The organism is Paraburkholderia sediminicola, from assembly GCF_046026855.1.
Classification (GTDB): Bacteria; Pseudomonadota; Gammaproteobacteria; order Burkholderiales; family Burkholderiaceae; genus Paraburkholderia; species Paraburkholderia sediminicola_A.
In genome coordinates, this window is record NZ_JAQQET010000037.1 from 12,815 (window position 1) to 35,329 (window position 22,515).

26 protein-coding genes, 1 tRNA gene and 1 riboswitch are annotated in these 22,515 nt (G+C 60.9%); of the genes, 16 read left to right on the plus strand and 11 right to left on the minus strand.

What is annotated here, in order from left to right:
• Positions 1–86: 86 nt before the first annotated feature.
• Both fahA and hmgA read right to left on the minus strand, forming a co-directional pair.
• Positions 87–1,388 carry a fumarylacetoacetase gene (fahA, locus tag PQR40_RS31470; protein WP_408510613.1) on the minus strand — a complete coding sequence of 434 codons (1,302 nt, stop codon included), beginning with the start codon at positions 1,386–1,388 and terminating at the stop codon, positions 87–89.
• Complete coding sequence (gene hmgA / locus PQR40_RS31475; RefSeq protein WP_408510614.1) at positions 1,385–2,731, minus strand: homogentisate 1,2-dioxygenase; 1,347 nt, start codon at positions 2,729–2,731, stop codon at positions 1,385–1,387. The genes fahA and hmgA overlap by 4 nt, the downstream gene beginning before the upstream one ends.
• A 326-nt stretch (positions 2,732–3,057) precedes the next feature.
• Here hmgA and PQR40_RS31480 point away from each other — a divergent pair, with 326 nt between their 5' ends.
• Positions 3,058–3,891 carry a diguanylate phosphodiesterase gene (locus tag PQR40_RS31480; protein ID WP_408510636.1) on the plus strand — a complete coding sequence of 278 codons (834 nt, stop codon included), beginning with the start codon at positions 3,058–3,060 and terminating at the stop codon, positions 3,889–3,891.
• A 22-nt stretch (positions 3,892–3,913) separates the two neighbouring features.
• Here the strand turns inward: PQR40_RS31480 and PQR40_RS31485 are convergent, their stop codons facing one another.
• Positions 3,914–4,699 (minus strand): IclR family transcriptional regulator, encoded by a 786-nt coding sequence (locus PQR40_RS31485; protein WP_408510615.1) that lies wholly within the window; start codon positions 4,697–4,699, stop codon positions 3,914–3,916.
• A 104-nt stretch (positions 4,700–4,803) separates the two neighbouring features.
• Here PQR40_RS31485 and PQR40_RS31490 point away from each other — a divergent pair, with 104 nt between their 5' ends.
• On the plus strand, positions 4,804–5,994 hold the full coding sequence (locus PQR40_RS31490) for an acyl-CoA dehydrogenase (RefSeq protein ID WP_408333078.1): 1,191 nt from the start codon (positions 4,804–4,806) through the stop codon (positions 5,992–5,994).
• 142 nt (positions 5,995–6,136) lie between these two features.
• Here the strand turns inward: PQR40_RS31490 and PQR40_RS31495 are convergent, their stop codons facing one another.
• A complete protein-coding gene (locus PQR40_RS31495; RefSeq protein WP_408225505.1) occupies positions 6,137–6,775 on the minus strand; it encodes a peroxiredoxin in 639 nt (212 codons plus the stop codon).
• 357 nt (positions 6,776–7,132) lie between these two features.
• Here PQR40_RS31495 and PQR40_RS31500 point away from each other — a divergent pair, with 357 nt between their 5' ends.
• From PQR40_RS31500 to PQR40_RS31510, 3 genes are all read left to right on the plus strand, one after another.
• The gene (locus PQR40_RS31500) at positions 7,133–7,435 is read left to right on the plus strand and encodes an ElaB/YgaM/YqjD family protein (protein ID WP_028198798.1); all 303 of its coding nucleotides are present in this window, start codon (positions 7,133–7,135) and stop codon (positions 7,433–7,435) included.
• A 138-nt stretch (positions 7,436–7,573) separates the two neighbouring features.
• A complete protein-coding gene (locus PQR40_RS31505) occupies positions 7,574–7,960 on the plus strand; it encodes a phage holin family protein (RefSeq protein ID WP_325047717.1) in 387 nt (128 codons plus the stop codon).
• A 132-nt stretch (positions 7,961–8,092) separates the two neighbouring features.
• On the plus strand, positions 8,093–8,569 hold the full coding sequence (locus tag PQR40_RS31510; RefSeq protein WP_408510616.1) for a DUF3318 domain-containing protein: 477 nt from the start codon (positions 8,093–8,095) through the stop codon (positions 8,567–8,569).
• Between the two features lie 52 nt (positions 8,570–8,621).
• Here PQR40_RS31510 and PQR40_RS31515 read toward each other — a convergent pair whose 3' ends face one another.
• From PQR40_RS31515 to glyA, 7 genes are all read right to left on the minus strand, one after another.
• A complete protein-coding gene (locus tag PQR40_RS31515; protein ID WP_408225499.1) occupies positions 8,622–9,053 on the minus strand; it encodes a type IV pilin protein in 432 nt (143 codons plus the stop codon).
• A gap of 10 nt (positions 9,054–9,063) precedes the next feature.
• Complete coding sequence (locus tag PQR40_RS31520) at positions 9,064–9,687, minus strand: pilus assembly PilX family protein (RefSeq protein ID WP_408225944.1); 624 nt, start codon at positions 9,685–9,687, stop codon at positions 9,064–9,066.
• Positions 9,688–9,812: 125 nt separating this feature from the next.
• Positions 9,813–10,622 carry a PilW family protein gene (locus tag PQR40_RS31525; RefSeq protein ID WP_408333081.1) on the minus strand — a complete coding sequence of 270 codons (810 nt, stop codon included), beginning with the start codon at positions 10,620–10,622 and terminating at the stop codon, positions 9,813–9,815.
• Positions 10,619–10,990 carry a hypothetical protein gene (locus tag PQR40_RS31530; protein WP_408225493.1) on the minus strand — a complete coding sequence of 124 codons (372 nt, stop codon included), beginning with the start codon at positions 10,988–10,990 and terminating at the stop codon, positions 10,619–10,621. Before PQR40_RS31530 ends, PQR40_RS31525 begins: the two co-directional genes overlap by 4 nt.
• A gap of 83 nt (positions 10,991–11,073) precedes the next feature.
• Positions 11,074–11,640, minus strand: coding sequence for a GspH/FimT family pseudopilin (locus PQR40_RS31535; protein ID WP_408510617.1), 567 nt, complete (start codon positions 11,638–11,640; stop codon positions 11,074–11,076).
• A gap of 199 nt (positions 11,641–11,839) precedes the next feature.
• Positions 11,840–12,322, minus strand: a complete 483-nt coding sequence (gene nrdR / locus PQR40_RS31540; RefSeq protein ID WP_408225487.1) for a transcriptional regulator NrdR — start codon at positions 12,320–12,322, stop codon at positions 11,840–11,842.
• Positions 12,323–12,328: 6 nt separating this feature from the next.
• Positions 12,329–13,576, minus strand: coding sequence for a serine hydroxymethyltransferase (glyA, locus tag PQR40_RS31545; protein ID WP_325047710.1), 1,248 nt, complete (start codon positions 13,574–13,576; stop codon positions 12,329–12,331).
• 166 nt (positions 13,577–13,742) lie between these two features.
• Positions 13,743–13,851, minus strand: a riboswitch (ZMP/ZTP riboswitch).
• 238 nt (positions 13,852–14,089) lie between these two features.
• Between glyA and ydfG the strand changes: the two genes are divergently transcribed.
• From ydfG to PQR40_RS31600, 11 genes are all read left to right on the plus strand, one after another.
• Positions 14,090–14,836: a bifunctional NADP-dependent 3-hydroxy acid dehydrogenase/3-hydroxypropionate dehydrogenase YdfG gene (gene ydfG, locus PQR40_RS31550; RefSeq protein ID WP_408225481.1), complete on the plus strand. Its 747-nt coding sequence runs from the start codon at positions 14,090–14,092 to the stop codon at positions 14,834–14,836.
• Positions 14,837–14,906: 70 nt separating this feature from the next.
• Positions 14,907–15,386 (plus strand): tol-pal system-associated acyl-CoA thioesterase, encoded by a 480-nt coding sequence (gene ybgC / locus PQR40_RS31555; RefSeq protein ID WP_408333090.1) that lies wholly within the window; start codon positions 14,907–14,909, stop codon positions 15,384–15,386.
• Between the two features lie 155 nt (positions 15,387–15,541).
• A complete protein-coding gene (gene tolQ, locus PQR40_RS31560) occupies positions 15,542–16,219 on the plus strand; it encodes a protein TolQ (RefSeq protein ID WP_012431821.1) in 678 nt (225 codons plus the stop codon).
• Between the two features lie 10 nt (positions 16,220–16,229).
• The gene (gene tolR, locus PQR40_RS31565) at positions 16,230–16,673 is read left to right on the plus strand and encodes a protein TolR (RefSeq protein ID WP_408225475.1); all 444 of its coding nucleotides are present in this window, start codon (positions 16,230–16,232) and stop codon (positions 16,671–16,673) included.
• A complete protein-coding gene (tolA, locus tag PQR40_RS31570) occupies positions 16,670–17,677 on the plus strand; it encodes a cell envelope integrity protein TolA (RefSeq protein WP_408510618.1) in 1,008 nt (335 codons plus the stop codon). Before tolR ends, tolA begins: the two co-directional genes overlap by 4 nt.
• A gap of 139 nt (positions 17,678–17,816) precedes the next feature.
• Complete coding sequence (gene tolB / locus PQR40_RS31575) at positions 17,817–19,109, plus strand: Tol-Pal system beta propeller repeat protein TolB (RefSeq protein WP_408225469.1); 1,293 nt, start codon at positions 17,817–17,819, stop codon at positions 19,107–19,109.
• 32 nt (positions 19,110–19,141) lie between these two features.
• A complete protein-coding gene (pal, locus tag PQR40_RS31580) occupies positions 19,142–19,651 on the plus strand; it encodes a peptidoglycan-associated lipoprotein Pal (protein WP_408225466.1) in 510 nt (169 codons plus the stop codon).
• Positions 19,652–19,670: 19 nt separating this feature from the next.
• Entirely contained in the window at positions 19,671–20,420 is a 750-nt protein-coding gene (gene ybgF / locus PQR40_RS31585; protein ID WP_408225463.1) for a tol-pal system protein YbgF, read from the plus strand.
• A gap of 195 nt (positions 20,421–20,615) precedes the next feature.
• Positions 20,616–20,691: transfer RNA gene (locus PQR40_RS31590), tRNA-Lys, on the plus strand.
• A 225-nt stretch (positions 20,692–20,916) separates the two neighbouring features.
• Positions 20,917–21,576 (plus strand): hypothetical protein, encoded by a 660-nt coding sequence (locus PQR40_RS31595; RefSeq protein ID WP_408333093.1) that lies wholly within the window; start codon positions 20,917–20,919, stop codon positions 21,574–21,576.
• Between the two features lie 314 nt (positions 21,577–21,890).
• On the plus strand, positions 21,891–22,265 hold the full coding sequence (locus PQR40_RS31600) for a hypothetical protein (RefSeq protein ID WP_408225457.1): 375 nt from the start codon (positions 21,891–21,893) through the stop codon (positions 22,263–22,265).
• Positions 22,266–22,515: the final 250 nt, after the last annotated feature.

Sequence of the window (22,515 nt, forward strand, 5' to 3'; positions counted from 1 at the left end):
AACATGTTCGGGTGACGATACTCAAACGGGGAAGCCGCGATAGCTTTCCCGTTTTTCGTTGTGTGCCCTTCCGCGTTACTTCTACCTTACTTCCGCGCCGGCAGAATCTCCCCAACACACGTCCCGAAGCCCACGCGGTACCCATCGCCCTGGCACCAGCCAGCCAGCGTCAGTTCGTCGCCGTCTTCGATAAACCCGCGTGTGCCGCCTTCCTTCAATTCCAACGGATTCTTGCCGTTCCATGTGGACTCGAGCAGGCTGCCGCATGAGTCGGCTGTCGGGCCGCTGATCGTGCCCGAACCCATCAGATCGCCGACCCGCGTATTGCAGCCCGATACCGTGTGATGCGCGAGTTGTTGCGCCATCGTCCAGTACATGTGCTTGAAGTTGGTCCGCGAGATCGTGGTTGCCTGCTTTGCCGTTTTCGGCCGCAGCGTCACTTCCAGCGAAATGTCGAACGCGTGCTTGCCGTCGTGGCGCAAGTACGCCAGCGGTTGCGGCTCCTGCGCCGGCTGCTCCACTCGGAACGGTTCAAGCGCGTCGAGCGTCACGATCCAGGGCGAGATCGTTGTCGCGAATGTCTTCGCGTTGAACGGGCCGAGCGGCACGTATTCCCATTGCTGAATATCCCGCGCGCTCCAGTCGTTCAATAGCACCATGCCGAAGATGTGCGCTTCGGCATCCGCACAGGCAATGGGTTCGCCCAGTACATTGCCGCCCCCGATCACGAAACCCGTCTCCAGTTCGATATCCAGCTTGCGGCATGCGCCGAACACCGGACGCTCCTGATCCGGCAGTTTCAACTGTCCATTAGGACGCCGCACCGGCGTACCGCTCACCACCACCGACGATGCGCGCCCGTTGTAGCCAATCGGCATCTCCGACCAGTTCGGCAACAGCGCATTCTTCGGATCGCGGAACATCGAACCGACATTCGTCGCGTGCTCCTTCGACGAATAGAAATCGGTGTAACCCGGGATTTGCACGGGCAGATGCAGTTGCACATCGGACTGGCGCACCAGTGCTTTCAAACGCAAGGCAGCATCGTCGCGCAAGGTCGCGGTCTCGCGCGCCAGCAGATTGCTCAGTTGGATGCGCACGCTGCGCCATGCATCGCGGCCGAGCGAGATGAAATCGTTGAGAGTATCGCGTGCAAAAACATCAGCCTTCGATTGCACCTTCAGCAAACCTGCTGCTTGCAGCGCCGCCAGATCGACGATCTCATCGCCGATCGCCACGCCCACGCGGTGCGCGTCATTGTTCGTGTCGCTGAAAATACCGAACGGCAGGTTCTGGATCGAAAAATCGTTGGTCGAGTCGTTGGCCGACTCGACCCAGCTCTTGCGCGACGGATCGAGCGTCGCCTGAAGATCGCTCAATGCGTTCATCGTTGCTCCGGGTTGAAGTGTTTTTTAAGACCTTGCCAGCACTCGTAGTAATGCGCCTGCAATTGCGCCGTTTCGAGCGCGAAACGGGTCGGCTTGATCAGCGTGCGCGTTTCGAACATGAAGGCCATCGTGTCGCCGACTTTCTTCGGCGTGGACGTATCGCTATGCGACGCTTTCTCGAAGGTATCCGCGTCCGGCCCATGACCCGACATGCAGTTGTGCAGGCTCGCGCCGCCCGGCACGAAGCCCTCAGCCTTGGCGTCGTACACGCCGTGCACAAGGCCCATGAATTCGCTCGCGACGTTGCGATGGAACCAGGGCGGACGGAACGTATCTTCTGCCGCGAGCCAGCGTGGCGGGAAGATCACGAAGTCGATCGTATCGACGCCCGGCGTATCGCTTTGCGATTGCAACACCAGGAAAATCGACGGGTCCGGGTGGTCGAAGCTGATCGAGCCAATCGTGTTGAAGCGGCGCAAATCGTATTTGTACGGCGCATAGTTGCCGTGCCATGCCACCACGTCGAGTGGCGAATGACCGATGTCCGCTCGCCAAAGATTGCCATTCATCTTGGCAACGAGTTCGAAGTCGCCCTCACGGTCTTCATAAGCGGCATGCGGCGTGAGGAAGTCGCGCGGATTGGCGAGGCCGTTCGAGCCGATCGGGCCGAGATCAGGCAGTCGCAGCAGCGCGCCGAAGTTCTCGCAGATATAGCCACGCGCGATGCCGTCCGGCAAGCTCACCGCGAAGCGCACACCACGCGGGATCACAGCGATCTCGAACGGCTCGACGTCGAGTTGACCCATTTCGGTCGCGATATGCAGGCGGCCTTCCTGCGGCACGATCAGCAATTCACCGTCGGCGCTGTAGAAGAAGCGATCCTTCATCGAGCGGTTCGCTGCATACAGGTGGATCGCGCAGCCGTTCATCGCTTCGGCTGAGCCGTTGCCCGCCATCGTCACCCAGCCGTCGACGAAATCAGTCAGCACGGTGGGCATCGGCAAGGCATCCCAGCGCAGCTGGTTCGGCGGTGTCGGCGGCACTTCGGCGAAGTTGGCGACGAGCCGGTCCGAGGGCAATTGCGTGAACGGCTTATGGACTGCCGCCGGACGAATCCGGTACAGCCACGAACGGCGGTTGTGGCCGCGCGGCGCAGTGAACGCGGTGCCCGACAGTTGCTCGGCGTACAAGCCATAGGCCGCGCGTTGCGGCGAATTGCGACCTTCGGGCAACGCGCCCGGCAAGGCCTCCGTCGCGAATTCGTTCGCGAAGCCCGACAGATAGCCCGGCTCGATTTCGAGCCGCGAACTGACGGTATTCGGCGTGCGTGTCTGGGTATCCATGCAAGGTTCTCCGTTGATACTTGATCTGTCGACGTGCACTGACTGTCTCCGGCCGTATGCGGCTCGGATGGGCGGCAACGCGATCGCCATCGCAGCTTTTCCACAATTTACGTATGGTAAAACTAATTACGTATAGTGAAATTAACGTATACCCTGGAAGCTAGCCGGGAAAACCGCGGCAGCCCGCAGTGACAAGCATTCGGCCGATAACGTTATGAGCATTTTGTTCAAGTGGGCGCGGTGGGGACTGCTACCATCAATGGATGCGGCAACTGAGTCGCGTTGCCGAGCGCTGAGTGCGCGCCTATTGCCATCCATTTGCCTACATGATTCCGCCGACCATCCCCAACCTGATTAAACGCGCCGCCGATCACCCATTTCTCGGCGAACATCTGGCGATGGGAACAGGCGTGCATAGCGAGATCGCGCTGGCGCAATTCGACGGCGTCGAGCTCGCCAGTGCCTATGAGCCGATCTTCGATATCAGCGTACATGCGCTGGCGCAGTCGTTGTCGTCGGGTGCGGAAGGCGTGGATCGTTTCGGCGATGAACTCGGGTTTCAGGCGGTCACGCAGCGCCTCGACGGTGCGCCCTTTGATGTCTTCGATCCATTCGACCGTGTCGCCGACGATCAGGAACTGGTCGCACTCGACCGCATGTCACGCGCGCTGCACGCGATCAATTTCTTCGGCGCGCAACGGCACGGGCTGCTGTTTCTGCGCGTGCACGAGCGGCTGCTCAAGAGCGTCAAGTACGACCACGGACGGCATTTTTCGACCGTATTGGTGTCGTTCGGACTGAACCCGTCGCGAGTGGTGATCGAGTTGCCGGCGGCAGCCGTCGCGCATAAGACATTTCTTGGCTACCTGACCAAGAGCTATCAGCGCTACGGCTTCAAGGTGGCGGGCAATCTGTCGAACGCTGGGCAGATTCTGTCGGTGTCGGAAACGGCGCGGCTCGACTTCATCAAGATGGACGCGGCGATCGCGTTGCGCGATTCGATGGTGAAGCCGCTAGTCGGCTATGCGAGCCGGCTGCGGATTCCGCTGATCTTCAATCGGGTGGTGGATGAACCACAGTTCCTCGCGCTGCAGCAGTACGATGTGCGCTTCGTGCAAGGGCCGTTGTTCACCGCGCATTATCATGACCGGGCGGTGTGATTGGGTCAGGCTGCTACTCGTCTCAACCGGTATCCCCGAGGCGGCGCGCTAACGCCTTCAGGCGCGGCGCCACAGTTTCCCTAAACACCTCCTCCCCCATCGACGACGCCGGCCCGCTGCAACTCAGCACCAGCCAGCGGCCTTCGCGCGGCTCGCGAAACGGCACCGCAACCGCATTCACGTCGTCATGCCATGCGCGAAACGAATAACAGCAGCGTTCCTGCGCGAAGGCTTCGATCTCCGTTTCGGCATCAGCCAACAGCGTCGCGCCCTCTTTGCCGGCGGCCTTCTTAAGCTCGACCAGCAATGCGGCGCGCACGTCCAGTGGCTGCACGGCCAGATACGCACGCCCCATTGAACTGGTCAGCATCGACAGTTTCGAACCGGAAGCGAGCCCGAGCGTCAGCGCGGTCTCGCTGCGGATCGTCTCCAGATAAATCATGTCGAGGCCGTCGCGGCAACCAAGCGACACAGCCGCGCCCACTTCGCGCGCGAAAGTGCGCATATGCGGACGCGCGAGTTCCAGCGTATCCGTACCCGAGAGCAACGCGAAACCGAGCGACAGCACGCCGGCATCCAGCGCATATTTGCCCAGGGTTTCGTCGAGCCGCAGATAGCCGAGCACGGTCAGCGTGTAGGCCAGACGGTTGACGGTCGCCTTCGGCAAACCCGTGCGCTCGACGAAATCCCGATTGCCGAGCATCGTTTCGCCCGGCTTGAACGCGCGCAGCAAGTCCAGCCCGCGTGCCAGGGCGACGACGAATTTGCGCTCATCGAGCGGGTCGGAGAGAGTAGATATGGGCGTCATGGGGTGGTACACTCGGGCATGGTTTGCAAAACATTGTTTCGCATAGCGGAACTTAAGTCAAGCTCGAGTAAGTCCTAGTCAAGCAAGGAATCAGGAGATACGTCATGGCAGAGGCCGCGCAGTTTCACTGGGAAGACCCGTTGCTGCTGGATCAGCAGCTCACGGAAGACGAACGCATGGTGCGCGACGCCGCCGCCGCTTATTCGCAAGACAAGCTGCAACCGCGCGTGCTCGAAGCTTTCCGTCATGAGAAGACCGACATTGAGATCTTCCGCGAGATGGGCGAACTCGGCCTGCTCGGCCCGACGATTCCCGAGCAATACGGCGGCCCCGGCCTGAACTACGTGGCGTACGGTCTGATCGCGCGTGAAGTGGAGCGCGTCGATTCCGGCTACCGGTCGATGATGTCGGTGCAGTCGTCGCTCGTCATGGTGCCGATCTACGAATTCGGCTCGGAAGCGCAAAAGCAAAGGTACCTGCCAAAGCTCGCTACTGGCGAATGGATCGGCTGCTTCGGCCTGACCGAACCGAACCACGGCTCCGATCCGGGCAGCATGATCACGCGGGCGAAAAAGGTCGACGGCGGCTATTCGCTGTCAGGCGCGAAGATGTGGATTACCAATTCGCCGATTGCCGACGTGTTCGTCGTGTGGGCGAAGCTCGAAGAAGACGGCAAGGATTCGATTCGCGGCTTCATTCTCGAGAAGGGGTGGAAGGGGCTGTCGGCGCCGACCATCCATAGCAAGGTGGGCTTGCGCGCCTCGATCACCGGCGAGATCGTGCTCGACGAAGTGTTCGTGCCGGAAGAAAACCGCTTCCCCGAAGTCAGCGGCTTGCGCGGTCCGTTCACGTGCCTGAATTCGGCGCGCTACGGTATTGCCTGGGGGGCGCTCGGCGCGGCTGAAGCGTGCTGGCACACGGCGCGTCAATACGTGCTGGATCGCAAACAGTTCGGCCGGCCGCTCGCCGCGAACCAGTTGATCCAGAAAAAGCTCGCCGACATGCAAACTGAAATCACGCTCGGCCTGCAAGGCGTTTTGCGTCTCGGCCGCATGAAAGACGAAGGCACGGCCGCTGTCGAAATTACGTCGATCATGAAGCGCAACTCGTGCGGCAAAGCGCTGGACATTGCACGGCTCGCGCGTGACATGCTAGGCGGCAACGGTATTTCGGACGAGTTTGGCATCGCACGGCACCTGGTCAATCTGGAAGTCGTGAATACGTACGAAGGTACGCACGACATTCACGCGCTGATTCTTGGGCGCGCGCAGACGGGAATTCAGGCGTTTTTCTGATGCACTGATTGCTTCGATGGCGGCGCCTGGTCCTGGCTGCTGAATCGAAAGGTAAAAAAGGAAAAGGCCGGTTCTTTGAACCGGCCTTTTTATTGCGGCGCCGCGATGAAGCTAGCGGCGCGCTTTGTGACGCATCAACCGCTTACTTGTTCGGCTGCGGTGTCATACGCAGGTACGGGCGCAGCGCCTTGTAGCCCTTCGGGAATTTCTGCTTGATGATTTCTTCGTCCTTCAACGACGGCACGATCACCACGTCATCGCCCTGCTTCCAGTTGCCGGGCGTGGCGACCGAGTGGTTGTCAGTGAGTTGAAGCGAATCGATCACGCGCAGCACTTCATCGAAGTTGCGCCCGGTGCTGGCCGGATACGTAATGATCAAACGCACCTTCTTCTTCGGATCGATCACGAACAGCGAGCGGACCGTGAGCGTTTCGTTGGCGTTCGGGTGGATCATGTCGTACAACTCAGCGACCTTGCGATCACCGTCGGCGAGAATCGGAAAGCCGACATTGGCCGCTTGCGTCTCGTTGATGTCCTTGATCCATTCCTTGTGCGACTCTGCGCTGTCGACCGACAACGCAATCGTCTTTACATTGCGCTTCTCGAATTCGCCCGCCAGCTTCGCCGTCAAACCCAGCTCGGTCGTGCAGACCGGCGTGAAATCAGCAGGGTGCGAAAACAGCACGCCCCAACTATCACCCAGCCATTCGTGGAACTTGATGCGGCCGACACTCGACTCCTGTTCGAAATCGGGTGCGATGTCGCCAAGACGTAGACTCATGATGCAGCTCCTTGATTGTATTCGGACATTCTGCGCGAGCATTCGCGCGCGACGCTCTACGAAAGCGCGCCTCACCACAGTACAGCATACGGGAGTGACGGCCCATAACGAACGAACATCGCGTCACTACTTTATGCGTTTTTGTAATTTTCACCGATTTAGTGGAAACTTTGCGGGACAGATCAACTCCATCTTAGGCAAACTTTGCTGCAGGCTGCAGCAGATATGGGGTTTCTAAGGCTTGCTCCAACCAGGAACGGTTCATGCGTTCACTTTCATGAATCGAGCACTGCGCTCGCCAGCGGCCGTTTCTTTGGTTACGATTCACGCGTGGCGTGAGATGAAGGGGAGCTGTCAATGTCGGAAGTCAACAAGGAGAGATTGATGTCGGATATCAAAACCGTCCTCGCGGACGCTGAAGATTTGCTGAAACAGGCCGCGAGCGCCACCGGCGAGCGCGCTTCGGAACTGCGTGAAACGGCGCTTACGCGCCTGAAGCAGGCCAAAGAGAAGGCGGCTGACGTCCAGGTCGTCGTGGTCGAGAAAGGCAAGAAGGCCGCACGCGCCACTGACGACTACGTGCATGAGCATCCGTGGGCGTCCATCGGCATCGCCGCAGGCGCCGGCGTACTGCTGGGGCTGTTGATCAACCGCAAGTAACACGGATGATGGAGCCGGGCGCATTACGTCCGGCGCATCAGCGAATCGAGTTGACCGGCGCGCGTATGGCCGGTCCGCTTCTCTTGGCGCGCTCGTTTTCACGCGCCAGTTAGGTCTTCACGCGCAACGCCCAAAGCCATGACGATAGAAACACAATCGCAGCACGGCGAACATAGTCCGTTGCGCCGTATCATCGGATCCGTGTTTGCCATTCTGCAAACGCGGCTTGAACTGGTCGGCATCGAACTCGCCGAAGAAAAAGACCGTCTGATCGGCGTGCTGTTCCTCGGCCTCGCGGCCATGATGCTCGCAACGATGGCCTTGATCGCATTAACGGCGCTGATCGCCATCGCGTTCTGGGACACCTACCGATGGCAAGCACTCGCCAGCATCACGGCGGTTTATGCCATTGCAGGAATAGCCTGCGCACTGAAAGCGCGCAGCGGTTTGCGCAATGCCCCAATAGTGTTCGAAGCCACCCTTGCTGAGTTCGAAAAAGACCGCGACCTGTTCCGCAAACCGTGACACCGCAGGCACAACAGGGTCATGTGCGCACCGAAAACGCCCTGCGCCTTCACGAACACTTAGCATTAGCAAACACCTTGAGCGATTTGCAGCACTGATGTACAGCCCCACTTCCACTGCCGCCGACACGCCATGAGCCAAACCCATTCCGATACCGCATTTCGCAACAAGCGCCACCAGGCCATAGATCTGAGTGCGCCGCACCTTCGAGCGCTGCGCAAGGAATTGCTGCTGGTGCGCGCGGATGTCGAGCGCATGGAACTTGCCCAGGCGACTATCGAATTGCGGCAGGCAGTCACGCACTTCAGCTGGCTCAAATTCATCGTGCCAGGCTTCGGTGGCATGCGTATGGGCAGCGGATCGAAGGCACACTTCCTCAACGCGGGGAGTATCGGCGCGCTCCTCAAACAGTATCCGCTCATCAGTTCGATCGCTTCGCTGGTGTTGGCCAAGCCGCTGCGCGCAACCATTGTTGCGGGTGCGAAACCCGCGCTCAAATGGGGCGGCCTTGCGCTTGCCGGCTGGGAAGCCTATCGAATCTGGCAGCAGATGAAGAACGAATCCGCAGCCTCTACCAACAAGGAACGGGCTGTCGATAGCGGTTACTGAAACTGAGCCGCCAACACGCTTCAACTCGCCGACGCCGCGTTCTCCAGGAGCGCTAGCTCGTATTCCAGCATTCGCCGCTAGCCGGTGCCGTACCGTTCGTGTCACGTCTATTGCCTCGCAGCCCTGTTGCATCCAGGGTGAAGGTACCGCAGGCATCGTCGCGCATAGGGCCGATTTCGATCGGCGCTGCCTCCACCGAATAGCCGCCGTTCGTGTCGTCCGGCGGCAGCACGTGCAAGCGATAGATTGGTGTGCCGAACTGCGGCGCCTGATCCAGACCCGGCGGCAATGTCGCGGTGCCATCGCTTGCCGATCCTTCGACGAATTGCGCTGCCCGATAAAGGGCGGATGCCGCGTCGACCCGATGTGTCCGCGCGACATGACTCCGGTACGACGGCACGGCAAACACGACCAGCGTCGCAGCTATCGCCAGCGCGATCATCAGTTCCAGTAGCGTAAAGGCGGATGTGTGCAGCCTTGTCATGAATCTCCCGTCAAAATGGGCGTGCAGCGACGCGACGCCAATGGCGTTCGATCTGCCCGCCGGTGATCACGAGTTCCATCTGCAACCACACCTGCGACTCCTTGGTCCGGCCGAAGCCACGCGAAGTCAGTAAATAGGCTCGGGCATCGGCGCGAGTCCCCAGACGCCACGCTTCGATCAGACATTGTGGCGCTCGCAGCGATCCGGGCCATCGCGCGACAGGTGCGACCGCGCCGGCTTCGAACGCGGCTTCGTGCTTCCACTGCACAGGCTCGCCGGGTGAGAGCAACGCCACTGGCTGCGACTCGAAAGCGGCCGCGGCGACGACATTCCGGGCGCATAAGGTCAGCGCCGAATCCGCGGCATGAAATGCCTGCAAATAGTCACGCACGTTGCCGGCACCGCGCGCCGCCGCAAGCGATGTTTCGAACCACGCCGCGGAGGTGGTCAACATCATCGCGGAAATCAGCAGGACGATCGGCAGGACGGTACCGCCATTGCGAGCGCGCGAACCGCGACTGGCGCGGATAAGACGTGCCCAATGTCTCGGTTGCTCGCGGCGCGGCGAGCGCTCCCTGCATACGAAGCGTCCCCGGCATACTCCGCGGGTCACCCGCACGAGACGGCGCTGCATATTTGACACGCCTGAGCGCTCCAGTTGCGTGATGCCCCCTCCGCTTTCGCTTACTTTCGCGGGATGAACATCTGGATTTCGCTGAGCCGAGGCCGCCCTGTGCATTGCATTGCAAGCTCCTCCGGTCACAGGGAATCCTCCGCGTGATTGCGTATCGCGACCCGCCGCCAGAAAGCCTGACGCGCCCGCATATCGGTGCCGAGTGCGCTCACACCGTCGCAATCGACATAGCGCAGGCGCCGCCCTCCCGGAACCCCGCGCACGAGTACGCAGAGATCGACGGCGACAATCCTTGCCCATTGATCGGCCATCACTGCCGTCGCATCTATTGCGGTCTGCCCGCCGGCCAGCCAATACTTGAGCCGCACACGCTCGACGCCTTCGACCAGCGGCTGCGCTGACCCCGCCTTGCCATTGCCTTCGCAGTAAAGTTCCGGCTCGCCCGTCGACCCGCTGACCCTGGCGAAGTATCGGTTGACCACCAGCACGCCCTGCCCACCGAGGGCAGCATTGTTGTTCGTTACAGCCTGGCCGAGGCAATCGGTCGATTGGCCGGTGGTTGACGGCCACGTCGAAACGTTGTCCCCGACATAACGAACCGCGATGCCGTCCGAGCGGCTCGGCAAGGACTCACAGGCAATGCTATCGTCCGCGCCGATCGGGCGGCCGCCCGAACAACCGAATAGCGGCGACGGACTATTGAACCTCACGACGTCCGCTGGCACGAAGCCGGCCATTTGAAGTTGCTGGCCCATCAGCGTAAGCGCGGTCAGGCCCGCTTCGCGGATCCGCATCGCATCGGCCGAGCGCGCGAACACGTTACGCTGCGTTGTATAAAGCGAGGCCGCGCCAACGGTCACGACCAACCCTAGCGCAATTGCGATCACAAACTCAACGAGCGTATGGCCACACGCGATATACATGCGTTGCGTCATTTTGCGAACGCCAGTGCAACGCAAGAGGAGCCTGTAGGAATATCCGCAGCACCGCATGACTCGGGCTTGTCGATGACATCGCCGGCACGCGGCATGTCACGCAGCGCCGTCCACGTGACACGTGCTACCGACACACCGCTGCTTTCCTCTACCGACGCTTCACCGTGTGGCAACAGGGCCGTGGCACGCGCGCTCCATGGCCTGATTGCAGAGTCACCCGCCGAAGGCTCGCGCATCGCTTCGGCAACGGAATCGGCTATCCATGCTGCGTGCTCGCGCATTGCCATCGCACGGGCCTCGCGCGCAGTCCACAATTGACCGGCGATCAACCCGAGCGCCGTCACTGCCATCAGGGCAACGGCTAGCATCACTTCAATCAGCGAACTACCTCTATGCGTTGCCAGGCGCCTTGCCGGGTAACTATGCGCCCGTGCATTCGACGGATATCGGCTCACGATCCTGCTCCACATGCGCCTTCGACAATCCGTGCACGCCCGCCCGCCGCGATGCGGATGCAGCGCCGCCATCTGTCGCCCTGAGTCGCTTTCGACGGCACGCGCGGCGCAATATCAAAGCTGCGAAGTGTGCCGATCAACTGTCCCGCCGGCGGCGTAAACGTGAGATTCGTCTGCGTCCCCGTGATACTGACCGCTGCGAGCAAAGGATGCGCGCGCAGTAGCGAGAGCGTGCCATCTCGGTCAGTCAATACGGCCCAGCCGCACGACCAGTCGGTGACACCTTTGCCGCATGCTTGCCCTGCGGCAAGACAATGCCGCGCTGCGTCGATTCGGCACACCGTGACGCGAGCACCGCGGCGCAACGCTTCGCTGCGCGCATAGGCGAGCGTCGAAACGAGCGCTTTCGCACGCGCGTCGACCTGGTCCCGCAGGTGCCAGGCAACGAACGACGGCGTTGCCATCACCGCAATAATCGCCAGCAGTGTGACAACAGCCAGCGTTTCGACAAGCGTAAAGCCGCGGCATGGCCGCAAACAGACTGCATCCCATTTCATCTGCATCCCTGATCGTTTCAAAGAATGCAGTCAATCTAGCGATTCGCAAACGGGCCAACAATCGGCCGAATGGCCAGGTGGCATTCAGGCGTTATCCCGCGCAAAAATGCACGCGTGACGAACCATAACGGGAACGGAGATGCAGATGCGCGAATCAACGCGGCGGGAAACAGAAGCTGGGGTGCAACTTCCGGCGCGACGACAGTCAGCGCTTGCGGGTCGGCTTGGGAGGAGAAGAGGCACGGCGAAATTCTTCGATCACGTCCTCGAATTCGGAGACGTCTTCGAAGCGCCGGTAGACAGAGGCGAAACGAACATAGGCAATCGTATCGAGTGCACGCAACTCGTCCATCACGAGTTCGCCGAGGCGCTCGCTGCGCACCTCACGCTCACCGCTACCGAGCAGTTGATACTCGATGCGGGCAACTGCCGCGTCGATCGCGTCCGCTGCCACCGGGCGTTTGCGCAGCGCCAGTTGCATGCTTGCGACGATCTTGCGGCGATCGAATTCCGTGCGGCTGCCGTCCTTCTTGACGACCGACGGCAACGCCAGCTCGACCCGCTCATACGTCGTGAAACGTTTGTCGCAGGCCGGGCAGCGGCGGCGCCGGCGAATCGTCGCGCCGTCTTCGGATACGCGGGAATCCACAACTTGCGTATCGGCGTGACGGCAGAAGGGGCAGTGCATGGTGGCTTAGCGGTAAACCGGGAAGCGCTGGGTCAACTCGGCGACTTGCGCACGCACACGTTCGATCGTGGCTGCGTCTTCCGGGTTGTCCAGCACATCGGCGATCAGGTTACCCACCTGTTCCGCTTCCTTGACGCCAAAGCCACGCGTGGTCATGGCCGGCGAGCCGAGACGCACGCCGCTCGTGACGAACGGCTTTTCCGGGTCGTTCGGAATCGCGTTCTTGTTGACCGTGATGTGCGCCGCGCCGAGCGCAGCTTCCGCTGCCTTGCCGGTGATCTTCTTCGCGCGCAGGTCGACCAGCATCACGTGGCTCTCGGTGCGGCCCGAGACGATGCGCAGACCGCGCTTGACCAGCGTTTCAGCCAGCACGCGCGCGTTCTCGACGACTTGCTGCTGATACGTCTTGAATTCGGGCGACAGCGCTTCCTTGAACGCGACGGCCTTGCCGGCGATCACGTGCATCAGCGGACCACCTTGAATGCCCGGGAAAATTGCCGAGTTGATCTGCTTTTCGAACTCGGCCTTCATCAGGATCACGCCGCCGCGCGGGCCGCGCAAGCTCTTGTGCGTGGTGGTGGTGACGAAGTCGGCGTGCGGCACCGGGTTCGGGTAGACACCCGCAGCGATCAGGCCTGCATAGTGCGCCATGTCGACCATGAAATACGCGCCGACCGACTTGGCGATCTTCGACATCCGTTCGAAGTCGATGCGCAGCGAAAACGCCGACGCGCCGGCCACGATCAGCTTCGGCTTATGTTCTTGTGCAAGCTTTTCAGCCGCGTCGTAGTCGATGTCTTCGGCTTCGTTCAGGCCGTAGCTCACCACGTTGAACCACTTGCCCGACATGTTGACCGGCGAACCGTGCGTCAAGTGACCGCCATGCGCGAGGCTCATGCCCATGATCGTGTCGCCCGGCTTGAGCATGGCGAAGAACACGCCCTGGTTCGCCTGCGAGCCGGAGTTCGGCTGCACGTTGGCGGCTTCAGCGCCGAACAGTTGTTTGACACGGTCGATCGCCAGCTGCTCGGCGATGTCGACATATTCACAGCCACCGTAGTAGCGCTTGCCCGGATACCCTTCGGCGTACTTGTTCGTGAGTTGCGAGCCTTGCGCAGCCATCACGGCCGGGCTCGTGTAGTTTTCCGACGCGATCAGTTCGATGTGCTCTTCCTGACGGCGGTTTTCCTGCTCGATGACCTTCCAGAGTTCAGGATCGACGTTGGCGATGGTGCTTTGGGCTCTATCAAACATACGGATTCCGTTGAGTGTGTTCAGGTTGACCGGATCGTGCGCCGAATCTTGCGTAGAGGGTACGCAGCGCTGCTGGCGGCTGGGCCAGCCTTGACGTGGCGGATAGAGAGTCACCGCACACGCGAGGCAGGACAGCCACCGCCAGCGCAGATAAACGCGCGCGGATCACGGCTGCCCAGGCGAACGGCAAAACGGCACCCTGCGCTTCACGGTGGGTTGTTCCACCTTGAACCCGATTGCTTGAATCGGTTCTATCGCCAGTCACGCAGGGATGAGCGCGTTAGTTTATTGGAAGAGGGTCGAATAGGCAACCAGCTTCCTGCCGGGCCGGCGGGCGCTCGGAAAGCCGGTTATGGCGTCGCCGCGAGCGGCGCGCAAACATCTGACGAAAGCACACCCGGAACCCGTTTCGCGTCCCTGCCGCAGGCGCTCGTACGGCTGGTTCATCCTTGCCGCAGCGCCGCATTGGAAGTAGGCTTGGGGCCTTTCTCTCCTACCAACCAGGAAACTGCAATGATCGTGTTCGTCACCGGAGCGTCCGCTGGATTCGGCGCCGCTATCGCTCGCGCTTTCGTCAAGGGCGGCCATCGTGTCGTCGCCACCGCGCGCCGCAAGGACCGCCTGCAGGCGCTCGCCGACGAACTCGGCGACGCCCTCCTGCCGTATGAGCTCGACGTGCGGGATCGCGCCGCCGTCGAAGCCGTGCCGGCCTCCCTGCCAGCCGATTTCGCCGCACTCGACGTGCTCGTCAACAACGCCGGGCTGGCGCTTGGCGTCGAGCCGGCGCAAAAGGCGAGTCTGGACGAGTGGAACACCATGATCGACACCAACTGCACGGGCCTCGTGCAGATCACCCATGCGCTCCTGCCCGGCATGGTGGAGCGCAACCGCGGCCACATTTTCAATCTGGGTTCGGCGGCCGGCCGCTGGCCGTACGCTGGCGGCAACGTCTATGGCGCCACCAAGGCGTTCGTGCGCCAGTTCAGCCTGAATCTGCGTGCCGATCTGGCCGGCACGGCGCTACGCGTGACCGACATTGAGCCGGGCCTGTGCGGCGGCACCGAGTTCTCGAACGTGCGTTTCCGTGGGAATGACGAAAAAGCGGCCAAAATGTACGAGAACGTACAAGCGCTGACACCCGAAGATATCGCCGACTCGATCTACTGGATCGCCACCCGGCCTGCCCATGTCAACATCAACACGATCGAGCTGATGCCGGTGGCTCAATCGTTCTCCGCTTTGTCGGTTCACCGCGGTTAAAATTCCAGCTAAGGCCCGCCTGGCGGGGCGCACATCTTGAAACAGACCTCGGGGTGTGGGTTCCGGTAAAATGCGCCGCATGAATATGTCGACCAGCCAGCCCGGCACGGAAATCGATTTCACGTGGCCAATCCGCGTGTACTACGAAGATACCGACGCCGGCGGCATCGTGTTTTACGCGAATTATCTGAAATTTTTTGAGCGGGCACGCACTGAATGGCTGCGCGCGTGCGGCGTCGACCAGAACCGGCTCGTCGACGAAGTGGGCGCGATCTTCATTGTGCGCAGCACCGCAGTCGACTATCGGGCGCCGGCCCGGCTCGACGACGTCGTCAACGTGGTGAGCCGAATCGAGCGTCTTGGCCGCGCATCCGTCGATTTCGCGCAGGAAGCGTGGCGTGACGGCACGCTGCTTGCTTCCGGTTCCATCCGGGTCGGCTGCGTCGACCGCATTGCGCTGCGGCCGGCCGCGATTCCTCCGCCGGTTCTCGCTGCTCTGCGGCGCGGACCGAGTGCGAACGATGGCGGCATGTCAACGGACAACGACTGAACCCCGTTGTTACGGGGCCAGTGAACTCATATCGATCAAGCAACACAAAGCATGGTTCGGCTTGCAATATCGCTGATGCTTCCGTTTTGCTCACGGCAAGCTTCGAGTGACCTTGCAGCCGGACGCCCCCTTTCGGGACGTTAAAACGAACCTTTATGAACACTACACAAGATCTGTCGATCGTTTCACTCGTACTCAATGCGAGCCTGCTGGCGCAGGCCGTCATGGCGCTGCTGCTTCTGCTGTCGCTATTGTCGTGGACTTTTATCTTCCGCAAGTGGTTTGCGATCCGCCGGGCCCGCGCGCAAACTGAACGCTTCGAACGCGATTTCTGGTCAGGCGGCGACCTGCAGGCGCTCTATCAGAGCGCCGCGAACAACCGCCACACGATCGGCGCACTGGAACGGATTTTCGAGTCCGGCATGCGCGAATTCCTGAAGGGCAAGGAAAAGCGCCTGAACGATTCAGGCGCGATTCTCGACGGCGCACGCCGTGCCATGCGCGCTGCGTTCCAGCGTGAGATGGACGTGCTCGAGGCAAATCTGGCGTTTCTCGCGTCGGTCGGCTCGGTCAGCCCGTATATCGGTCTGTTCGGCACGGTGTGGGGGATCATGAATGCGTTCCGCGGCCTCGCCAACGTGCAGCAGGCTACGCTTGCGAACGTCGCGCCGGGTATCGCCGAAGCGCTGACCGCCACCGCAATCGGCCTGTTCGCCGCGATTCCGGCCGTGGTCGCCTACAACCGCTACGCGCACGACATTGATCGTCTCGCGATCCGCTTCGAGACCTTCATCGAAGAGTTCTCGAACATTCTGCAGCGTCAGGCACAGTAAGGAGTCCACGATGGCAGGCTCTTCCTCCAGCATGCGCGGCTCCCGTCAGCGCCGCGCAATGGCCGACATCAATGTCGTGCCATACATCGACGTGATGCTCGTGCTGCTCGTGATCTTCATGGTGACCGCGCCGCTCGTCGCCCCGTCGATCGTCAATCTGCCGACTGTCGGCGGTGCTGCTCCGCAGCAACAAACCCCGCCGGTGATCGTCAATATTCGCGCGGACGGCAATATGAGCGTCAAATACAAGGACGACGCGGGAGCGCAGCAACAGGAAAACATGACGAAGGCCGACCTACGCGGCTTCATCGCCGACCGCGCGCAATCGCATCCCGACCAGCCGGTCGTGATCGCCGCCGACAAGACCGTGAAGTACGAAGTCGTGATGAATGTGATGTCCGAGCTGAAAGCTCAGGGCGTCAAGCGCGTTGGACTGCTCGTCAAATCGCAATGATCCGCCAGAATTCCGAATATCCGCTCCAGCCACCGCGTGAACGCGGCACCGGGCGAGCCTTTGCGTTCGCGCTGGTGATGCATGCGCTGCTCGGATTCTTCCTGTACCACGGCATTCAATGGCAGAACAGTACGCCGGCCGGCGCGGAAGCCGAGTTGTGGACCGAGGTGCCCGATACGGCCATCCCACGCCAGCCGCCTCCGCCGCCCGTGCCGGTAGCGCCTGCCCCGCCGCTGCCGGACGAACAGGCCGACATCGCACTGCAGGAAAAGAAACGCCAGCAACAGGAAGCGGCGCGCGAGGCACAACTCGCTGAGCAGCAGCGTCAGCAGAAGCTGCAAGCCCAGCAGGAAGCCGACGCGAAGCGTCAGCAGCAACTGGCCGCCGATCAGGCAGCGCAACTCGCCGCGCAAAAAGCAGCGGCGATCAAGCAGAAACAGTTGCAGCAACAGCAGGCCGATAAACAGAAGCAGCAACAATTGGCCGATCAGCAAAAGCAGCAGCAGTTGAAAGAACAACAGCAGCAGCAGGAGCAAGCCCAAGCCGACGCGCAAAAGAAGGCTGATGCGCAGAAAGCGGCGAAGGCCAAGGCCCAGGCCGATGCTGCGGCGCAAGCAAAGAAGCTGGATGCGGAACGCCGGGCGCGGCTTGCCCAGATGCAAGGTTCGGCGGGCGAAAGCTCCAGTGGCAATGGGCTTGCGAAGAGCGGCACGGGCAGCGGCTCGGGTGGCACGGCGACATCGCCGGGTTACGCGGACAAGGTGCGTCGTGTGGTGCGCCCGAACATCTCGTGGGGTGGAGAAACGGAAGGTCTGGAGACCGTTATCTCCGTACGCTGCTCGCCGACGGGCACGCTGCTGGATGCGCAGATCTCGCGCAGCAGTGGCAACCAGGCGTGGGACGATGCGGCACTGCGGGCGGTCCAGCGTTCCAATCCGATGCCTCAGGATATCGATGGGAAGACGCCGACCAGCTTCAAGATTACGTTGCGCCCGGCAAGTTGATCGCAACAGTTTGACAGTCAGTTGACAGCAGACGCGGCGCCCCGCCCAGCGCGGCGCGCCCGGGAACGAATTAGATATTTGCGGGTCTCTCTGCTGTCATGAAGTGTTAGTAAAACCGTTTTTGGGGAAACCATTCAGCATGAGTTTGATGACCAAGCTAGGCCTGCGGACACTTGTAGCGTCGTGCCTGATCGCCGTCGGTGGCGCCGCCAACGCACAACTCAACGTCCTCGTCACGGGCGTTGGGTCCACACAGTTTCCGATCGCAACGGCGAATTTCGCCAATGAAGCGAACTCGCCGCAGCAGGTCAGCACGATCGTGCGTCAAGATCTGCAACGCAGCGGCAAATTCACGAATATCGACGCAGGCAGCACGCCGGTTTCCGAGACCGATTCGGTCGACCTCGGCAGCTGGAAAGCCAAGGGCGCAAATGCATTCGTCTCGGGCAGTGTGAACCGCCTGCCGAACGGCCAGTACGAAGTGCGCTTCAAGCTGTATGACACGGTCAAGGGCGAAAGCCTCGGCGGTCTCGTACTGGTGAGCCCGGAAAGTGGCTTGCGCATGAGCGCACACAAGGTCGCGGACTATATCTACGCTAAGCTGATGGGCGGCCGCGGTGTGTTCGCCACACGCCTCTCGTACGTCATCAAGACGGGCGGCCGTTATCAATTGCAGATTTCCGATTCGGACGGCCAGGACGCGCACATCGCGCTGTCGAGCCCCGAGCCGATCATCTCGCCGGCATGGTCACCTGACGGCACCAAGGTCGCTTACGTTTCGTTTGAAAAGAAGAAGCCGATCGTCTACATCCACGATCTGCCTACGGGCCGTCGCGTGGTCGTATCGGACCAGAAGGGTAACAACAGCGCACCAGCATGGTCGCCGGATGGCCGCACGTTGGCCGTCGCGCTCTCGCGCACCGGCAACACGCAGATTTTCGCCGTCAATGCGGACGGCAGCGGCCTGCGTCGCCTGACGCAAGGCAGCTCGATCGACACTGAACCGTGCTTCTCTCCTGACGGCCAGTCGATCTATTTCACCAGCGATCGTGGCGGCCAGCCGCAGATCTACAAGATGTCGGCCCAGGGCGAGAACGCCGGCGCCGCGCAACGCGTGACCTTCACGGGCAACTACAACACCAGTCCGCGCATCAGCCCGGACGGCAAGCAGCTCGCTTACATCTCGCGTGTCGGCGGCGCGTTCAAGCTCTATATCCAGGACCTGCAAGGCAATACGGCCACGGGTCTGACGGACACCACACATGACGAATCGCCGAGCTTCGCGGCGAACGGTCAGTACATTCTTTACGCCACACAGGTGAACGGCCGTGGCGTGTTGGCCGCAGTATCGACCGACGGTCGCACTCGGCAGGTCCTGTCCGTTCAGGGCGGCAGCGTACGCGAGCCATCCTGGGGCCCGTTTATGCAGTAACGTTGATGCAATAACACAAGGAGAGTAACAAAATGACGTCAAAACTTCGTTTCGCATTTGCCGTATTGATGGTCGGTGCGCTGGCAGCATGTCACTCGGGCGTCAAGCTCGACGAAAACGCTAACAAGGGTGGTGCAGTTTCGACGCAACCGAATCCGACTGATGTCGCCCAGGTCAACGTCGATCCGCTGAACGATCCGAACAGCCCGCTCGCCAAGCGCAGCATCTACTTCGACTTCGACAGCTACTCGGTCAAGGACGACTACCAATCGCTGCTGCAACAACACGCGCAATACCTGAAGAGCCATCCGCAACGTCACGTCCTGATCCAGGGCAATACCGACGAACGCGGCACCAGCGAATACAACCTGGCACTCGGCCAGAAGCGTGCTGAAGCTGTCCGCCGTTCGCTGTCGCTGATGGGCGTGACGGACTCGCAAATGGAAGCCGTGAGCCTCGGCAAGGAAAAGCCGCAAGCGACCGGTCATGACGAATCGTCGTGGGCACAAAACCGCCGCGCCGACCTCGTGTACCAACAGTAAGTAACGGGTGATTAGCCGAATGACGCATCGTTTCTCCTGGCTGCGGTTTGCCGCAGCGGCCTGCGTCGCGGGCACGGCCTTCGTGGCTGTGCCCGCGCATGCGGGCATGTTCGACGACGATCAGGCCCGTCAGGCCATTCTCGATCTGCGTTCGAAGACCGATAGCCTGTCGAGCCAGCTGTCGGCCGCACAGCGCACGATCCTCGATCAGTCCAACCGCCTCGATCAGCTGAATCAGCAGGTCGCGACGTTGCGTGGGCAGAACGAAGATATGGGCAACCAACTCACCACGCTGCAAAAACAGCAGAAGGACTACTACACCGATCTGGACACACGGCTGAAGAAATTTGAGCCGCAGCAACAGACGGTAGACGGCGTCCAGGGCGAGGTGCAGCCGGGTGAAACCGATTCGTTCAATGCGGCTTCCCAGCAGTTCCGCAACGGCGACTTCAAGAATGCGGCGGCGTCTTTCCGCAGCTTCATCTCCAAGTTTCCGAACAGCCCTTACCAGCCGACCGCGCAATACTGGCTCGGCAACGCGCTGTATGCGCTGCGTGACTACAAGGGCTCGACAGCGACCTGGCAAGGTGTGGTGAAGAACTACCCGCAGCATCCGCGTGCACCAGACGCGTTGCTCGCAATTGCGAACAATCAGCTCGAGCAAGGTCAGAAGGCTGCGGCCAAAAAGACGCTGGAGCAGATCGTTGCGCAGTACAGCGGCTCGGACGTCGCGCAGTCGGCTCAGAGCAAGCTGTCGCAGATCAAGTAGTCGTACAAGGTTTAGCAGTTGACGTAACGCGCAGTGGCCGTGCAGCTTCCAAATCAACAGTCACGCGCGCCTCTCGCTGGGAAGCCCGGGGTAGCAATACCCCGGGCTTTTCACTATCTGAAGTGCTGATAGCTCGACTAACCACTATGGGTTGACAGCCCGTAGGTGCTATCGCTATAATCTCGCTTCTCTTTTGGGTCGTTAGCTCAGCTGGTAGAGCAGCGGACTTTTAATCCGTTGGTCACAGGTTCGAATCCCGTACGGCCTACCAAAAGATTCAAGGGCTTGCACGCGTCAGCGTCGCAAGCCCTTTTCTTTTTGCGGCCCGCGCGCCGCCCTCCCCGCTCGATCCCCCGAATAGTTCGACACCCCACAGACCGCCCGCGTCTTCGGCAAGCATGATCGTTTCACGGTGCCGGACGAGCACCCCAAAAAGACCATAAGACAGGGCTGCCAGGCCAACGACCCCGCTGCCCATCCGCCCAGGGGGGCGCCCATGAACACTGCAAAAGTAATCTGGGTAGTAGGTTTGGCGATCTCGATCGAAACATCGCATGCTCAGGAAATATTCCTGGAGGGCGGGACGCTCGGTGTCGGTATCGGCGCGGCGCTGAACGTCACATCCTGGTTCGGCATGCATGCGGACTTCAATGCAATCAACTTCTCGCATGACTTTACGGTGGGTGGAAATCGCTATGCCGATGGCGTGCGTCTTCGCCAGGGCGGCCTCTATGGTGATCTGTTCCCGTGGTCGAACAGCGGGTTTCGGGTCACCGCCGGTCTTCGCTTCACGGACGATGAGGTCAGCGGCAATTCCATTCCCACAAACGGCACCTACACATTCAAAGGCAAGACCACACCCGCCTTTCCGGGCGAATATGCGACCGCCACCGTCAAGTACCCGACCGTGATGCCTTATCTGGGGGTGGGCTATGGCTTGCAACCCACGGCCAAAGGATTTGGCCTGGTAGTCGATCTTGGCGTCGCTTATGGCCTGCCGCACTCGTCCTATACGTTGTCACCGGCCCTTGCGCAGGTCGCGGGTCCTGCAATGAGCCAGGAGATTATCGCGACCGGCTTGCAACAACTGAGGGACAAGGCCTCGCCCTATCGATGGTATCCGACGCTGCAAGTTGGTCTTTCGTACCACTTTTGATCGTACAGGCAGACGCACTTGCCGTCGCGACGGCTTTTCGTACGGTGCGTAACATTCTCACAGCGCAAATCACAATGACCCACGCGACCACCAGCCGCCTCTTACACAGCGCCTCTTACACAGCGCCTCTTACACAGCGCCTCTTACACAGCGCCTCTTAGATACGGAACAGATACAACGGACTCCGAACATTGATATTTATTGAGACATAAAGACGTGCAATGATCGCCGCCGGTTCTGCGAATCACGCCGCAACCCTGCGTGCGCAGACGCCCTGGCAACGCCACAGATCCCTGCACCTTCATTCCGTCATCATGTCCAATTTTCTGTTCGACCTCGTCTCGAACCTTGCTTTGCTGACTATCGTGCTGATCGCGTGTCATCTGTGCAACCGGTTCGTGCCCGGCGCCGCGGTCAATGGCGCGCATATTTTCGTCGCACTGGTTTCGGCCGCCTTGCTGCTCGATGCCGCGCTGACCTTTCTCGTGTTCGCCGATGCGCAGAGCCGCTATGGCAAGTTCAGCACGTCGAGTGCATTCTTCGAACGCGCCAGCGCGTACGTCCTGGCAGCCATTGCCGCATTGGCGTGGCAGTACGCAGCACGTCGCACGTGCCCCGCCAAAGCTAACAACGAGAACGCCCTGATCATTCGCACGTCCCCGTATTCCGAATCCCAACTGCCGATGTAATCGCACGCGATCCGGACACGGGATCTCGTCAGCGACAAACCCACGACACGAGCGCGTGCCGAAGAGCGCCGAGGGCGTTCCAATATCCCTGGGAAGGGCACGCCTCACCCTTCCAGAACGCCACAATATGCGGTCCGTTTTCTCTCTTCACGCAATCCGCATCATCAGGAACGGACCTTGCGTATGGACGCGCCGTCGCCTATAACTTCCGAAGACCGAGAGTTACCGTTTGCGCCCGCCACCGGGGCAT